The sequence below is a fragment of the Leuconostoc gelidum subsp. gelidum KCTC 3527 genome, assembly GCF_000166715.1.
Taxonomy (GTDB): domain Bacteria; phylum Bacillota; class Bacilli; order Lactobacillales; family Lactobacillaceae; genus Leuconostoc; species Leuconostoc gelidum.
The window spans coordinates 1-15,517 of record NZ_AEMI01000019.1 but is presented as its reverse complement, the minus strand read 5'-3'; the positions used below and the strand labels follow the sequence as shown (position 1 = coordinate 15,517).

The 15,517-nt window shown below is 36.7% G+C and carries 14 protein-coding genes and 1 tRNA gene; 3 read left to right on the top strand and 12 right to left on the bottom strand.

Annotated features, from left to right (window positions below):
- Window positions 1–32 precede the first annotated feature (32 nt).
- The 12 genes from argS to EUI_RS0105105 form a co-directional block, all read right to left on the bottom strand.
- Window positions 33–1,724 carry an arginine--tRNA ligase gene (gene argS, locus EUI_RS0105170; RefSeq protein WP_010016586.1) on the bottom strand — a complete coding sequence of 564 codons (1,692 nt, stop codon included), beginning with the start codon at window positions 1,722–1,724 and terminating at the stop codon, window positions 33–35.
- A 230-nt stretch (window positions 1,725–1,954) separates the two neighbouring features.
- Window positions 1,955–2,230 (bottom strand): hypothetical protein, encoded by a 276-nt coding sequence (locus tag EUI_RS0105165; RefSeq protein ID WP_010016585.1) that lies wholly within the window; start codon window positions 2,228–2,230, stop codon window positions 1,955–1,957.
- 130 nt (window positions 2,231–2,360) lie between these two features.
- The gene (gene coaBC / locus EUI_RS0105160) at window positions 2,361–3,554 is read right to left on the bottom strand and encodes a bifunctional phosphopantothenoylcysteine decarboxylase/phosphopantothenate--cysteine ligase CoaBC (protein ID WP_010016584.1); all 1,194 of its coding nucleotides are present in this window, start codon (window positions 3,552–3,554) and stop codon (window positions 2,361–2,363) included.
- A 238-nt stretch (window positions 3,555–3,792) separates the two neighbouring features.
- The gene (locus EUI_RS0105155; protein ID WP_010016582.1) at window positions 3,793–4,608 is read right to left on the bottom strand and encodes an SPFH domain-containing protein; all 816 of its coding nucleotides are present in this window, start codon (window positions 4,606–4,608) and stop codon (window positions 3,793–3,795) included.
- 46 nt (window positions 4,609–4,654) lie between these two features.
- On the bottom strand, window positions 4,655–5,005 hold the full coding sequence (locus tag EUI_RS0105150; protein ID WP_010016581.1) for a toxin-antitoxin system HicB family antitoxin: 351 nt from the start codon (window positions 5,003–5,005) through the stop codon (window positions 4,655–4,657).
- Between the two features lie 103 nt (window positions 5,006–5,108).
- Complete coding sequence (gene murE, locus EUI_RS0105145) at window positions 5,109–6,584, bottom strand: UDP-N-acetylmuramyl-tripeptide synthetase (RefSeq protein ID WP_010016580.1); 1,476 nt, start codon at window positions 6,582–6,584, stop codon at window positions 5,109–5,111.
- Window positions 6,585–6,735: 151 nt separating this feature from the next.
- Entirely contained in the window at window positions 6,736–6,957 is a 222-nt protein-coding gene (locus EUI_RS0105140; RefSeq protein WP_010016579.1) for a hypothetical protein, read from the bottom strand.
- A 451-nt stretch (window positions 6,958–7,408) separates the two neighbouring features.
- Window positions 7,409–7,663, bottom strand: a complete 255-nt coding sequence (locus EUI_RS0105125) for a hypothetical protein (protein WP_010016576.1) — start codon at window positions 7,661–7,663, stop codon at window positions 7,409–7,411.
- A 606-nt stretch (window positions 7,664–8,269) separates the two neighbouring features.
- Window positions 8,270–9,400 carry a tRNA dihydrouridine synthase gene (locus EUI_RS0105120; RefSeq protein ID WP_010016574.1) on the bottom strand — a complete coding sequence of 377 codons (1,131 nt, stop codon included), beginning with the start codon at window positions 9,398–9,400 and terminating at the stop codon, window positions 8,270–8,272.
- Window positions 9,401–9,479: 79 nt separating this feature from the next.
- Window positions 9,480–10,808, bottom strand: coding sequence for a bifunctional folylpolyglutamate synthase/dihydrofolate synthase (locus tag EUI_RS0105115; protein ID WP_010016573.1), 1,329 nt, complete (start codon window positions 10,806–10,808; stop codon window positions 9,480–9,482).
- 117 nt (window positions 10,809–10,925) lie between these two features.
- On the bottom strand, window positions 10,926–11,642 hold the full coding sequence (locus tag EUI_RS0105110; protein ID WP_010016572.1) for a glycerophosphodiester phosphodiesterase family protein: 717 nt from the start codon (window positions 11,640–11,642) through the stop codon (window positions 10,926–10,928).
- Between the two features lie 59 nt (window positions 11,643–11,701).
- The gene (locus EUI_RS0105105; protein WP_010016571.1) at window positions 11,702–12,643 is read right to left on the bottom strand and encodes an NAD(P)-dependent oxidoreductase; all 942 of its coding nucleotides are present in this window, start codon (window positions 12,641–12,643) and stop codon (window positions 11,702–11,704) included.
- A gap of 409 nt (window positions 12,644–13,052) precedes the next feature.
- Here EUI_RS0105105 and EUI_RS0105100 point away from each other — a divergent pair, with 409 nt between their 5' ends.
- From EUI_RS0105100 to EUI_RS0105090, 3 genes are all read left to right on the top strand, one after another.
- Window positions 13,053–14,189: a PTS transporter subunit IIC gene (locus tag EUI_RS0105100; protein WP_010016570.1), complete on the top strand. Its 1,137-nt coding sequence runs from the start codon at window positions 13,053–13,055 to the stop codon at window positions 14,187–14,189.
- A 56-nt stretch (window positions 14,190–14,245) separates the two neighbouring features.
- Window positions 14,246–15,286, top strand: coding sequence for a branched-chain amino acid aminotransferase (locus EUI_RS0105095; RefSeq protein ID WP_010016569.1), 1,041 nt, complete (start codon window positions 14,246–14,248; stop codon window positions 15,284–15,286).
- Window positions 15,287–15,424: 138 nt separating this feature from the next.
- Window positions 15,425–15,496, top strand: a tRNA-Glu gene (locus EUI_RS0105090).
- The last annotated feature ends 21 nt before the right edge of the window (window positions 15,497–15,517 follow it).

Below are 15,517 nucleotides of genomic sequence, written 5' to 3'. Positions count from 1 at the left end.
TTTCTCCTAATTGAGAACGTGTTAGATAACAGTTACATTTCCTCTGGTGACTTCACACCTAACAAACGTAAACTTTCTGATAGGACAATCGACACAGATTGCACTAACGCTAAACGTGCATTTAGTTGCTGATCATTTGTTAAAATTTTTGAATTAGCATAATATCTATTAAATGCTCGTGACAAGTTTAAAGCATATTTTGCAATGATACTTGCCTCACGTTGTTGCCATGCACGTTGCACTGTTTCTGGAAAACTATTAAGGATTGTCACGATGTCCCATGTTGCCACGTCATCCAAGTTTAAATTATTATCAACAATTGTTACACCAGATTTACGCAAAATTGATTTTGCACGCGCATTAGTATACTGAACATAGGGTCCTGTGTCACCCTCAAAACGAACAACTTCCTCTAAATTAAAATCAAAATTGTTTGTTCTATCATTCATTAAATCATGAAAGACAACTGCACCAGCGCCAACTTGTTCTGCCACAATATTTTTATTCTCAAGTGCCGGATTTTTTTCTTGTATTTGCTTTAATGCTAACTCATGTGCATCATCTAAGACATCTTTTAGCAACACAACATCACCTTTACGTGTCGACATTTTTTTGCCATTAAATGTAATCAATCCAAATGAAATATGCTCAATGTCGTCTGCCCATGGAAAGCCCATTAATGATAAGACTGCTTTCATTTGTACAAAATGCTCACGTTGTTCGCCACCAACCACATACAGTGATTTTGAAAAATGATACGTTTCTTTGCGATAAACAGCTGCTGCCAGATCACGTGTCATATACAATGTAGCGCCATCTGACCGCTTTATCATTGCTGGTGTCAAACTAGCATTAATAGCTGATAGGTCAACAATTTTAGCCCCCTGTGAGGACACCAAAAGATTTTTTTCTTCTAAAGCATCAACGACTTTATCCATCTTATCATTATAGAAAGCTTCGCCGTTAAAAGAATCAAATGTAATATCCAAGCGATCATAAATTGCTGTAAACTCTTTCAATGATTCCGCACGGAACCATTGCCATAACTGATGTGCTTCTGAATCGCCATCTTCTAATTTTTTAAACCAAGCACGACCTGCATCATTCAACGTATCATCGTTTTTAGCTTTCTCATGGAATTCAACATAATAACGTAATAGCGTAGCAATTGGATCAGCTTTAACTTCAGTCTCTGAACCCCAAGTCTTATAAGCATAAATCAACTTACCAAACTGTGTTCCCCAATCTCCTAAATGGTTAATTTTAACAGGAACATATCCATTTTTGGCTGTAATGTTTGCTAATGCATTACCGATAACGGTTGATCTTAGATGTCCCATAGACATTGGTTTAGCAATGTTAGGTGATGACATATCGATCGTAACATTGTTCCCATTGCCATCTGTATTACTACCAAAATGCGATTGTTCTTTAAGAATTAAACGCAAAATTTTACCTGATGTGACTGGTTTATCTAAAAAGAAATTAACATAAGGACCAATCGCAACAACTTTTTCAAAGCCTGTTTGATTAATTTTAGTGACGATGTCAATTGCAATTTGCTGGGGTGCCTGATGCAAAACTTTTGCCAAAGTGAAAGTTGGAAATGCCAAATCACCCATTTCCGATGATTTAGGTGTTTCTAACTTCATTGAAATTTCTTCTGGTTTAAAATCTGTCAACACCTTTGCTAGTGAAGCGACAACCATTTCATTATTTGCCATTATTATTCATTCCTTTTTTTACTAGTTACTATTATACCTTATTTTGATTAAATGGATAAAAAAACTCGTCTCTTGTTATTTTTGACAAGAGACGAGTTTTCACCCGCGGTACCACTCTAATAGCTTTCGCCACTCAATATATCATTCAAAACCCAAAGTACGCGCCGTTTCCATCTATTATCTGACTTTCACCTTCTCAGATTCGCTACGTATAAATGATATGAAACTATTTACTCTTCGATGTCGCCATCAACTTTTTCTGCTGCCGGAACTGGTGCATGCTTAATTACCTCGATTTCGTCCATTCGAACGATCGCTCGGTGATTCATTTCATTAACTGTTGGCTGATCTGATGGATCATTTTCAGTAATTTCAACTAAAAGTGCATTCTCATATATCTTTTCAACTTGTCCAGTAAATGGCTTTTCTAAATTGCCATAGGCTGGGGCGAGCAAAACGTCACCAATATTATACTTTGATGCCTTGCTTTCTTCTTCATCTGTCATTATTTTAGTATATTAAGATATTTTAAACTTTATTATAATTAGTCTCTGACATCATAACTAATTATCCTACTGTCAACATCTTTCCTCCTGTAATCAATATGTAACACCATATTCTATCACAAATAGTCGTTCATTTCAATGTTATCACTTGCGTCATAATAGCTCGCGCAATATCTATTTTGGATGCTTTCGATAATGTTTCTGGTAAACGGCCCGGTATCAAAATTGTAACAGCATTGTCATCTGATGAAAAACCTGTATCTGATCGGCTAACATCATTAATAATTAACATATCTGCATGCTTTTTGATTAACTTGTCTTGTCCATGTGCTAATAAATCTTGTGTTTCAGCAGCAAATCCGATCACAATTTGATGACTCTTTTTAGATTGACCGATAGTTTGTAAAATATCTGCATTTTGCACAAGATTTAGTGTTAAACCATCATCATCTTGCTTTTTAATTTTATGCATCGCTTTTTCTGCAGGTTTAAAGTCAGAGACTGCTGCGGCGCTGATAAAGATGTCAGCCGTTGCAAATGCGTGTATTGCCTCATCAAACATCTCTTGAGCTGAACTAACAAATATTTTTTTTACCCCAAATATATCTTCACGTGCTATTGTTGTAATCAAAACAACTTCTGCTCCCATTTCAACAGCAGCGTGAGCTAAAGCGTAACCCATCTTACCACTGGAACGGTTAGTTAAATAACGTACTGGATCTAGCGCTTCATGTGTGCCACCGGCCGTAATAATGATCTTTTTTCCTATTAACAGGCCATCTTTTGCACGTAATCTCACAGCAGACTGCTGTAAAATATCAACTGGTTCAGGTAAGCGGCCTTGTGCTGCATATCCTTCAGCTAAAAAGCCAACAACAGGTTCAATTACGAACCAGCCGTCTTTTTTTAATGTTTCTATATTACGCACAACAGCCGGGTTTTCCAGCATGTTATCATTCATTGCTGGGGCAATTATTTTGTCAGCAGTTGATGCCATAATAGTTGTCGTTACAGCGTCATCTGCTATTCCTTGTGCCAGTTTACCAATAAGATTAGCTGTAGCAGGTACAACAAAAATGATATCAGCCCATTTCGCCCAGTCGATATGGACAATATCTGATGTATGACCAACAAATAAATCCGTTAAAACATCATTTCCTGACAGAATTGATAAGGTTTTACTTGTAATAAACTCTTGTGCTGCAGATGTCATACCAACTCGAACCTTGGCACCAGACTTTATCAATAAGCGTACCAAGGTTGCAGACTTGTAAGCGGCAACGCTACCAGAAACCATTACTAAAACATTTTTTTCTTTAAACATTTTCTCCACCAAATAAACAAATTTAATATATGTTATTACAGTTGCTCTTGTTCACACAAGCAATGACAATATAGACTGTGTCTTCTTTATCTATCAAAAATATCAATTAACAGTTGTCAATGCATTTACTTGGTTTTGTGTTTTAATAGTGTCAATAATAATAATAACTACTTCAATGATTCATTAGTAACAATGATATCTTAAACTCACTATTTCAATGAAAATAATTTTTGTGTCATTATTTCAAACCTTTTTCAAGTAACTTACCAACCACAGGTAGTTGACCAAGTTGAGATATTTCTTTACCATCAACAATGACTAGATTAGCTGCAGAACTAGCTAATGTTGTAAATGCATTAATTGATTGGTTTTGGAAATACTTATCATCAGCTCCAGCTAGTCCAGCTTGTACTGTATCAATACGATAACGTTCTGCATCAGCTCGCGTTTTAGTTGCATCCGCTTCTGCTTTAGCCGTTGCCATCAACGCATCATTTGTCGCTTTTGTAGTGAGCTCAATCGAGCGTGCTTGACCCTCTGCCCTAGCAATTGTAGCCACACGTTCTCGATCAGCTGTTAATTGTTTATCCATGGCTTCCTGAATGGATACCGATGGTCGTAATTCATCAATATTTATACGATCAACGTTGATGCCATAAGTATTGGTTAGATCACCAATTGCTTCCGCTAATTGTACATTAATTTTCGTTGTTGAACCTAATGCTTCATTTAATTCCATACGACCAATAATATCTCGTAAATGTCCACGTACCAATTGTGCCATTGACTCTACAGAGTCAGTGTTTTCATACATATACTTCACAGCATCTGTTACATGATAATTCAACGTCACACTAGCCTTAATATCAGCGTTATCAGCAGTAATAACTGAATAGTCTGGTAAACGCAGTGGACGCATGGCCAAGCTGACATTTCGAATTGTTTGAAGAAATGGCACATAAAAATGCAAACCAGCTTCCTTACGACGACTATATTTGCCCAGTGTTTCGACTAATCCAGCATTATTCTGTGGTACAATTCTAAAAAAAATCATGTTTTTCTCCCTCACTCAATGAGCTTATTGAATTAAAAATAATTCCCTATTTCAATTCTCGTAATGTTAAAATATTTCCGTTTGCTTCAATGATTGCATATCGTGCATCTGCTTTAGCCATTATCGCATTATCAATCAAATAACGATAATAAATACCCGAAACTGATACTAAACGACTGGATAAATCAAAATTTTCACCTGAGATCACTTGACCTACAAACTGACGATCTTCGAAATTCTTGGGTCGCAAACCATCCTCTAATAATTTTGTTAAATAATTATTCAGAGAACGCCCTTCTTTGTTTGCACGCGTTACAAGTACTTCGTGCAATTCCGGATCAATTCTCAATGGTATTTTACCTGATTTTTTGTGTGATTCATCAATTGGATTTGTCATATACTAATGATATCATATTTATCATTAGCATAACAGCCAAGCCGTCAAGTTGATTTTCTAATCAAAAAAATAGAAGCGTACACTTCTATTTTTTTGATTCAGTTTAGTCATGATAACTTTGAACAACTGCATAATCACCAATATATGGTACATCCGTACCATTAATTTTTTGGTAGGGATCTTCACCTTTACCAGCAACTATAACAATATCTCTCTCTCCTGATTGCTTAATAGCTTGAAAAATCGCCTTGATACGATCCATTTCAAAATGAACCTCAAGCTGTTTATTATTAATATTTTCAGCAATTTCATCGGCAATAGCCTTTGGCGATTCAAACTGGGGATCGTCAGCTGTCAAATAGACAATATCCGCCAGTTCCGAAACTACTCGCCCAAAGTCAGCGCGTCGCGATACCCCTTTATTGCCAGGAGATCCAACAACAACTAACACTTTACCTTCTGGATACTGGTTTTGAGCAAAATTAAGTAATGCACGCATCGATGCATAATTATGAGCATAGTCTACAAAGGCAACGCCATGACCTGCAATTGGCAAACTTAACATTCGACCAGGTATAAAAACAACATCTAATCCATGAACCATATTTTCGTGTTTTGCGCCAGCCAGTGCAGTCATAATTAATGCTGCCATAGCGTTTGACTCATTAAAGTCACCTGGTAAATTCAAGCGGTACTCACCAGCAAGTTCATTTAAATCACTTGTCTCAACAATTAATCGACTTTCGTGAATAGCGCTTTCTCGTGAGACATAAGTATAATCACCACCTTGACCCGCTAAACTGTATGTATAAACCTTATCATGTGTTTGCCCCGCATGTCCCAAAACGGTATTAAGATGCTCACTTTCAGCATTCACAATAACTTGGTCTGAATGATTAAACAGCATCATTTTATGCGCCAGATAATCTTCAAAATTTGGGTGTTCATTCGGTCCGATGTGATCCGGCGAAATATTTAAAAACGCGCCAACATTATAGCGTAGCCCGTAGACACGTTGTTTCAAGTAAGCTTGAGAGCTTACTTCCATAATCAAATGCGTCATACCATTGTCTACCGCTTGACGCATATCTTTAAATAGTTCGTAAGATTCCGGTGTTGTTAAATCCGATTTTTTCTTGTCTCCAGGTTCTGTACCTGTAATACGATCAACCGTTGAAAACAAAGCTGTATGATTGTTTGTAGCATCTTTTAAGATATTAAATGCCATATACGCAGCTGTTGTTTTACCTTTTGTTCCTGTAAAAGCGCCAATCCACAAGGCTTGTTGTGGGTAATCAAAAAAAGCCATTGACAACACAGCTAGTGCTTTTTGAACATTTGTCACTTGCCACTGTGGTAAAGAAACATCTAATACTGTCTCAGTAATTAGACCTTTTATATCAGCTGTATGCGTCAAGTATTCAGCTCGGAAGGAGCCTTTAACGACAAGTAACGTGTTGGCTTTCACCTGTCGCGTGTCATAATGTAAAAAGTCAAAAGCCATATCAATATTTGGTTTTGATACCAATAGCTGTTGCTCAATTAATAGTTGTTCAATTGTTTTGCTTGTAAGTTTCATACTGCTATTATACTAACTGTTGTAACATCAATGTTTACGATTGGTGTTCCCAACTAAATCCCAACTTTTTATTTTAACAATTTAATTATACCATTGATAGCAAGATGTACATATTTTTGCAATAATAAAAACCACGTAACTTAATACGTGGTTAGTCCATTTTTTCAGGTATAGGTAAATTGCCTGCTTCAAAATTTTCTTTCATCTTTTTATTAAAAGTCTCGATCAAATTATCAGTAACTTCCAATACATCATCTTCATGGCCTGAAATGTTGCCGTTTTTTATTTCATTCTCAAATCTGTTGAATGATACATTAGTAACATCGATATCATGTTTTTTGAAATACAGCATGTAATCTAGTAGCTCGGTCACGCGTTCCTTGTTGTGAATGTGGTATTTTAACCTCCAATAACAATAATTATACTACTAGAAAGACGTGGGTTGAATTAGAGTTTTGTTCAATAAAACATTATTTTATCAGCTTATTGATTATAGAACTTGCTAAAAATACTGTAATTAAAACTACAAAGAACGATATCGTCCTCTCAAGATTTAACCAATCCGTAATTAGCACGATGACACCTGCAGATATACCGGTATACAAGCCGACCTGGTGTTTATTTTTCATGTTCAAATACCTCCGATATAACTATTGTACTACTAGAGGGTTAAGACTTTATTTAAATTGAACTATCACTCCCGCAACCACAGCAACCATACCAGTAATTGCAAATATAGTACATATGATATCATCTTTATCCATAATTCACTCCAATAAAAAAGCGCAACCTATTTTTAAGATTGCGCTTTTTTGGTATTTAGTTTATTTTTGGCTAGCTTTGCGTAAGAATGCGTAGTATTCGTACAAAGCTAATGCAACAAACATTGCTAGCGCAATGTAAATTGAACTAGACACCGCCGTCACAGCAACCACTGTTAAACCAATTGCCGATGTGGTGAAAATTAACGAAAACTTTTGTAGTTTGGTTAGTTTTTCAGTATCACCTTGAAATGAAACAGAGGTCATGATAACTCCAACTAATATCATTAAACCAAATAAAATATGTAATGCGATCATGAATATTTCTCCTTTGTAATTATTATATGATAAAAATGAATATTATGCATGTACGAATACTTGTTACATAAAAAAGCACCCATATAAAGTGCTACTTTAAACTGGTCTTTTTCAACCAGTTTAGTTTTTACGTACTAAAAAACCGCCATTAGATTTAACTAACTAGCGGCTTATATATTAAAATTCTAAATTAACATTTCCTTAATAAACATTACTTGGCTATTTTCTATCGACATTTGTGCCATAACTCATCGGCGATAAGATTGTAATGGCTAAAACACCAGCTGTAATACATTGATATGTCATTGTATTATAATAACGGAACAGACGAAGGAAAATTGTCGGCAATGAAAAAAATCAGCAACTTGTTTTGAAAGTTACCGACTTTTAAACTATTTTATATGCAAAATAGACTTTATTTTATTTTTCAATCTTGATTTAACAGCTTTTTATGCACATATATTATTGAGAGACAATAATACTGCTATTATACAAAAAATTGTTGTTTTGTTAGTCATATCGGATTTTTTAACCATTCTACCATGTCTTCATAGGTTAATATTGTCAATTTAACAACATGTTATTAACCAAAAATACAATAAGGCACTAATTATATTTTTTTGTTTCCTGTGCCAATTTTAGTTGATTAGCTACAGCCACATCTGCACTTGCGACGCCGTTATCGCGATAAATATGTTCATCTGCGGCGACTTCCGCATACACTTTTGCTAATTCACGATCTAATATATCACGTACTTCCTCGGTTGCATGTGTTTCCATCAATAGTTGACGTAATGCTGAGGCGTGTGCAAAACCACGCAAATATATTTTGAAATAACGTTTCAATGCTTCAAAATGTTTGGGTGCAATATTTGCATTCACATCGTCAAACAAATCCAATTGTAATTTCAATAGTGCAATTGATTCTTCTAAAGTATGCTGTTGGGGTTTAACTTCAAACGCATATGGATTTTCAAATATACCTCGGCCAATCATAATACCATCAATACCAGGATGATCTTTTACAAGTTGTATCCCCGCTTGACGTGTTTTAATATCACCATTTATTTGGATCAATGTTTGAGGCGCAATGGCATCTCGCATAGCTAAAATTTCATCTATATACTCTTCATGTGCAGGTGCCTTTGACATTTCCTTACGTGAACGCAAATGGATAGTTAGTACAGCCACCTGTTGACGTAAAATAATAGGTAGCCAATCACGAAATTCTTCTGCTTGATAAAAACCTAATCGGGTCTTAACAGATACTGCTAGACCTGATTTTTTAGCAGCAGAAATAATTTCTTTTGCCAACTCTTGATGACGAATCAAGTCCGAACCGGCACCATTTTTAATTACAGTTGTATCTGGACAACCCATATTGATGTCAACTGCCTGATACCCCATTGTTGCCAAAATTTTTGCAGCGCCAGCGATTTCTTCTGGTCGGGAACCCCAAATTTGAGCAACCGGTTGCTTTTCATCTTCTGCCACAGCTAAGCGACCCTGAACGGAAAATTTAGCTTGTGGATGAACCATTGAACTAGCATTTGTAAACTCGGTATAGTAAACATCTGGTCCACCAGCTTGTGCTATGACGCGTCGAAAGACGGTATCCGTTACGGCTTCCATTGGTGCCATACTAAAAAAAGGTTGTTTCTCTGTTTGCTTATTTACTAGTTGCGCCTGTTTTACGACGTCATCCCAGAAAAAATTTTGAGGAGACTCTACAGTCATATCTCTTCTCCTTAATTATTATAAACGATACAATTATAGTAGCTATAGGCAGTATCGTTGTGTCATTATATCAAAATAGTCATGCCATTCGGTGGTCCTTTTGAATCGCACTTAATGTGTAAAAGGAACCCGTTACAACAATCAGAGCCTGTGATGATTCTCGGACACGCATAGCAAGTGAAATAGCTGCCGAAGCATCACTTGCTATTTCGACATCAATGTTTTGGTAGTTTGTCAATAACTCAGCCGCGAGTTCATCTGCAGATAATGCGCGTGTTTTATTATTTGGCGTAACCGTTATAATCCGTTGTACAACAGGTACAATAGTATCCAACATTTCATGATAATCTTTATCTTTTAATACACCCAAAATCAAGGTTGGTTTAATTTTTAAATGCCAAGCATTAAGCGCCGAAACCAAACCGTTTATCCCATCAACATTGTGAGCCGCATCAAACAAAATATTTGATGTCTTATGATAATTCATACGACCCACCAGCTTGACATTTGCAAGGCCTTCTCGCGTTTTGCCTTGTATAAATGTGTATCCCATCGCAGTCAAAGCCGCTTTTATTTGTAAGACAATACTAAAATTATGCACTTGAAAAGCACCAGGCATACTCAAAAAATAACCAGGTGTGCCATTAATTATTAAATCTAGCCCTGACGGTGCTGTATTAGCAATAATGATTTGATCTTGTTTATATTCAAACCATTTTGCACCGACAGCCTCTGTTTGGGCCTTTAAAACTTTTCGTGCAGTCAGATCTTGACCAGCATAATCAATAACCCAAGTGCCTTTTTTAATAATTGCGGCTTTATTTTTTGAAATTTCAGTTAAATTTCGACCAATTAAATTCTGATGATCAATGCTAATTTTTGTAAAAACGGTTAACAAGGGTGCATCTATTGCATTTGTTGCATCTCGAAGGCCACCTAATCCCGCTTCAAACAAAACAAAATCGACTTGATGATCTACAAAATATAATAAAGATATAATCGTAAAATATTCAAAATACGTCAAATAGTTTGCGGAGACACCATTAAGTTTAAAACATTTGATGAGCTGTTCGTAGTAATCAACAAAATCACTTTTAGAAATCATCTCGTCATCAATACAAATTTGTTCTCTTGCTGAAAGAATAAAAGGGCTTGAAAAACGACCATATGAATAACCATTGGCCTGTAATACTGCCCCCATCATAGCACCAGTAGAGCTCTTACCATTAGTCCCAGCGATATGAATTATTTTTAGTTTTTGATCTGGATGATCTAACCACCCCAATACTTGACGAACAATTGGTACACGTGTGTCATCTACTATATGCCAAGTATTATCTAAACTTTTAATAATATTTTTATAGCGAATCGCTATACGAGCCTCACGTTTTTCTGATGCTTTTTCCAAAGTAATCCTCCAACAATTTCTCTGAAATCTATTTTATCACATGTCTATACTAAAGAAACAATGTTTCATTGGTATAGACATGCTTTCAAGCATATACTTTATAAATCACCACGTGTGTCATATTGCTTTCACTTCTGGAAAATCCGTAAAAATAGCTTCAACTCGCCATTTCTCCAATTTTTCAGCCACAATCATATCATTAACTGTCCACACATTCACCTGTAAATGATTATCAATCAATTTTTTAGTTTGATCTTTTGTAAGATAATCAACATCAGGATGAACATATACAGCTCCGATATTTTTAGCAATTGCAACAATGTTATCTGGTAGTTTCCCCTCAATTAAAACACCTATTTGAACATCAGGCATTAATACATGAAATTTTTTAAGCAGAGTAATATCAAAACTTGACACAATAATTTTAACCTTTGAACTAACCTGCCGTAATGCCTGACAAACAGATGTGAGATAGGCATTTTGTTTGTCAGATTTCAATGCTGTTTTGAGTTCAAAATTAACATTAAAATGATAGTGATTAATAAAATCAATTAACCATTTCAGGGTCACAATACGCTCATTAGCATACTCGTCACTAAACCACCGACCAAAATCTAGTTTCTGTAAATCAATTAGCGTCATATCATTGACAGAACCACTGCCATTTGACACACGATCAACTTTATCGTCATGAATGAGGATTAATTCACCATCAGACGTCATATCAATATCTGTTTCTAACCACTCAACATTCAATGCTACCATTTTTTTAAATGCGGCACGCGTATTTTCTGGTGCTTGAGCTGAGATGCCACGATGCGCAATTTTTTTCATAAACGTTCTGTGTTCCCTCTTAATTATTAAACATGCCAGCTCTGGTATGTTCTTATATTTTAGTATCCTTTATCAAGATTGACAATATTGTATTGAATCGTGCCGTTTGTTACAAATGAAGGGACATTCTTTTCAAATAAGCGAAATAGTCCGCCAGTGCGCCCCGCATTAGCATTCTCCCCCCAACTCGTATGTTGTGTCAATAATACTTGTGGTCTGTCGAATAACGGATGATTTTTAGGTAATGGTTCAGGTGTAGTCACATCTAACGCAGCATATTTAACACGGGAATCGTCAATTGCTGCCAACAAGTCATTTTGATTTAAGGTTGTCCCACGACCAATATTAATAAATAAAAACAATTGATTAACTTGATCAAAAAAATGATTATTAAAAAAATTATCCGTTTCAGGTGTACCTGGTAAACCGTCAACAACAACGCGAGATTTTGCTAATGCTTTTTGATAGTCATGCATGCTATAGACTTCGTCAAAACCATCAACCATATGACCGGTTGTATTCACACCGTAAACCGTCCCACCAAATGCTTTAATATGACTGGCAATTTGCTGACCAATACGCCCCGTACCAAATACTAAAACAGGTAATTCTGTGATCAAGTATTGATTTGTATAAGGTTCCCAATGCGTTCGTGATGCATAAATATTTAAACCACGTGCAAAATATAGAATATAACTTAAGACTGTTTGTGCAATTGGAATGGCTTTTAATCCGCTGGCATTTGTGACAATAACACCAAAGTCTTTTAGTTTCTTTAACGGTAAATAATCTACACCTGCCGATTGTGTTTGAATCCATTTTAATTTTGCATTTGGATTTGCTAATATTTTTTGGCCAATGGCATCATCCCATGCGTAGCTAATGACAATTTCAGGTATTTGTTGTGCCGTAATCGTATCGGGTGTTACAACAGTGACACCATATTGTGACAAAAATTTGCGGTTTGATTCAGTTATTCCTTTTACTGCCAAAAGTAACATAAATCTGCCTCCAATCTCATTTACTACATTATATCAAATACTCATATGTTTGACACAAGATGAATTTAAGATTACGCTGTTGACATTTAATTAATTTAATGACATAATACTAAATATTAAATAAAAGGAAACTAATGAGATGTTCACACTAAACTCATACAATTTCACAAATCTCATTACGATCAACGTAGTCATTATTATCTGACTCCTCGCTGGTCTGTTTTGTCTACCAGTTGAGAAGTCATTTTCTTAACTGGCGTGAATATGTTGAGTTTCTCAATGTTTTCAAGAGGCGCTAGTAAATTACTAGCGCCTCTTTTTATTTTTTTATACATTTCAAGAACCAGTTCAGTTGTTAGTTGTAAAAATTATTTTATCACTAGCAAAACGATACTTAGGAGGACTTACAATGAATCAAGCAACCCCGCTCACACCAGCTAAACATGATAACATATCACCATCACCAGGTAACCAGAAAAAACCACCCTCATCCGTTCGCGATGTCGTGTTTGATGTCTCAACTGGTATTTCAAATGCCATTCTCGCTGTACTTGGCATGGGACTATTGATGTCTTCAATCGGAAATATAATTGGATACACACCTTTAGTGCAAGCTGGCCTAATGGGTCAAAAACTACTTGCCCCCGCACTTGGTGTTGGCATTGCCATCATGATGCGTGCTAATATTTTAACTACTGGTGCTGCTCTGATCGCCGCCACAGTTGGTTCAAACGCTGTTTATTTTACTTCAACTGTCGCGCCACAAACTCACACAGCAACGGGGTGGGTAGCAGATCAGGCTGCTGGATCAATTGTGTTGACTTCTGGTCAACCAATCTCTGCTGTTTTAGCAGCCTTATTGGCTGTACTGATTGGTAATTGGTTAACCGGTAAGACACCGCTAGACATGATGCTTGTGCCGCTCAGTGCTACACTTGCCGGTACATTCTTTGGTTTAGGAACAGCAGCAGTAACTACGCCGTTTTTAAACTGGGTATCTGAATCATTAGCTTCGACAATGAATGTCAATCCTTTTCTTGGTTCTTTCATCGTTTCAGTCGTTTGGTTTCTCTTCTTAATGACACCAGCTTCTTCTGCAGCGCTTGCTATTGCTGTCATGTTAGATCCCCTTTCGGGTGGTGCAGCGTTAATTGGCACCACCGCAGGATTCGTTGTTTATACAGCTATGGGTTGGACACAAAATAACGTAGGTGCAAATATTGCCCAAACAATTGTTACACCAAAAGTGCAATTTCCTAATTTATTAAAAAGTCCATTACTTATGTTTGGCCCAGCTTTCATAGCTGGTATATCAGCCATGGTCGCTGTTGGTGTATTTAATTTAAAAGTCCCATTTGCTATTGCTGGACTTGGTTTAAATGGCTTTATTGCCCCAATAGCATTAGCTTCCTCAGATCCTCGGGCACTGCTACTTGTCGCAATATTTGGTATTGTTGTCCCAATTGTCGGTAGTATGGCAATGTATTACACCTTAAAAAAGGTTGGTAAAACGCGACCAAATGATTTACATTTAGATGTTGTTTAATTATGCTATAAGCGTTATAGTAAAATTATTATATTTTTATAAGAAAGAAGAAGAAAATGTCACAGAAGAAAGCGCAACCCAAAGATTTTAATTGGTCAGAACTTGGATTTGAATATCACGATCTGCCTTATCGATTCCGCGCATATTTTAAAGATGGCAAGTGGAGTGAAGGTGGCCTAGAAACTGACTCAAATATACCAGTGAATGAAGCAGCCACTGGCTTGCATTATGGACAAAATATTTTTGAAGGACTGAAAGTATACAGACGTCAAGATGGCGGTGCTAACCTCTTTCGCCCTGACCGGAACGCACAACGCTTACAAAATTCCGCTGCAAGATTAATGATGGCTCCAGTACCTGAAAAATTGTTCTTGCGTGCCCTACAGGAAGTAACAAAGGCAAATAAAGATTTTATCCCACCATATGGTACTGGTGCAACACTTTATCTTCGACCATTTGAATTTGGTGGTGGACCAGTTGTTGGTGTTCATCCTGCAGATAATTATGTTTTTGAAGTTTATGCAACACCAGTCGGTGCATACTATAAAGGCGGTTTAACGCCAACAGCCTATGTTACTAATGAATATGACCGTGCAGCTCATGGTGGTACGGGTGCAGCTAAGGCTGGCGGTAACTACGGGGCATCAATGCTTGCTGGGGATCAGGCACACGCTGCTGGATACTCTGATGTCGTTTATTTAGATCCCCGTTTACATGAAAATATTGAAGAATTAGGTTCAGCAAACTTCTTTGGTATCACCAAAGATGGTCGCTTCTTAACACCAAAGTCACCCTCAATTTTACCTTCAGTAACGAAGTACTCACTTCTTGAAGTCGCAAAGGAGCTTGGGCTTGAAGCCGAGGAGACGACCATCTCAATAAATGACTTGGACCAATTCACCGAGGCAGGAGCTATGGGTACTGCAGCAGTTATTTCTCCTGTTGGTTCAATCACACATCATGGTAATAAACATGTATTTTATTCGGAGACAGAGGTTGGTCCATGGACACAAAAATTGTACGACCGTCTAACTGCTATTCAATACGGCGATGAAAAAGGACCCGAAACTTGGGCCGTCGATGTTCCTCTTAATTAATTTTTTTGCTTCACGCAGCGTCTTTCAATACAACAGTCGCACCAAAAAATAACAATTTTTAGTTTAATCATTGACGAATAAACGATTTCTTGTTATACTAATATAGTTGTTTGGTAGATATCAAGCATCACTGACCATGGCTCGTTGGTCAAGCGGCTAAGACGCTGCCCTTTCACGGCGGAATCGAGAGTTCGATTCTCTCACGAGCTATAAAAAGCACTACGTTACGTT

What these genes read in the sequence shown, in the direction of transcription:
- murE (WP_010016580.1), bottom strand. Translation starts at nt 6,584, where the DNA reads ATGAAACTTACAAGCAAAACAATTGAACAACTATTAATTGAGCAACAG.
- EUI_RS0105095 (WP_010016569.1), top strand. Translation starts at nt 14,246, where the DNA reads ATGTCACAGAAGAAAGCGCAACCCAAAGATTTTAATTGGTCAGAACTT.
- EUI_RS0105165 (WP_010016585.1), bottom strand. Translation starts at nt 2,230, where the DNA reads ATGACAGATGAAGAAGAAAGCAAGGCATCAAAGTATAATATTGGTGAC.
- EUI_RS0105155 (WP_010016582.1), bottom strand. Translation starts at nt 4,608, where the DNA reads ATGATTTTTTTTAGAATTGTACCACAGAATAATGCTGGATTAGTCGAA.
- EUI_RS0105110 (WP_010016572.1), bottom strand. Translation starts at nt 11,642, where the DNA reads ATGAAAAAAATTGCGCATCGTGGCATCTCAGCTCAAGCACCAGAAAAT.
- EUI_RS0105105 (WP_010016571.1), bottom strand. Translation starts at nt 12,643, where the DNA reads ATGTTACTTTTGGCAGTAAAAGGAATAACTGAATCAAACCGCAAATTT.
- coaBC (WP_010016584.1), bottom strand. Translation starts at nt 3,554, where the DNA reads ATGTTTAAAGAAAAAAATGTTTTAGTAATGGTTTCTGGTAGCGTTGCC.
- argS (WP_010016586.1), bottom strand. Translation starts at nt 1,724, where the DNA reads ATGGCAAATAATGAAATGGTTGTCGCTTCACTAGCAAAGGTGTTGACA.
- EUI_RS0105150 (WP_010016581.1), bottom strand. Translation starts at nt 5,005, where the DNA reads ATGACAAATCCAATTGATGAATCACACAAAAAATCAGGTAAAATACCA.
- EUI_RS0105100 (WP_010016570.1), top strand. Translation starts at nt 13,053, where the DNA reads ATGAATCAAGCAACCCCGCTCACACCAGCTAAACATGATAACATATCA.
- EUI_RS0105120 (WP_010016574.1), bottom strand. Translation starts at nt 9,400, where the DNA reads ATGACTGTAGAGTCTCCTCAAAATTTTTTCTGGGATGACGTCGTAAAA.
- EUI_RS0105125 (WP_010016576.1), bottom strand. Translation starts at nt 7,663, where the DNA reads ATGATCGCATTACATATTTTATTTGGTTTAATGATATTAGTTGGAGTT.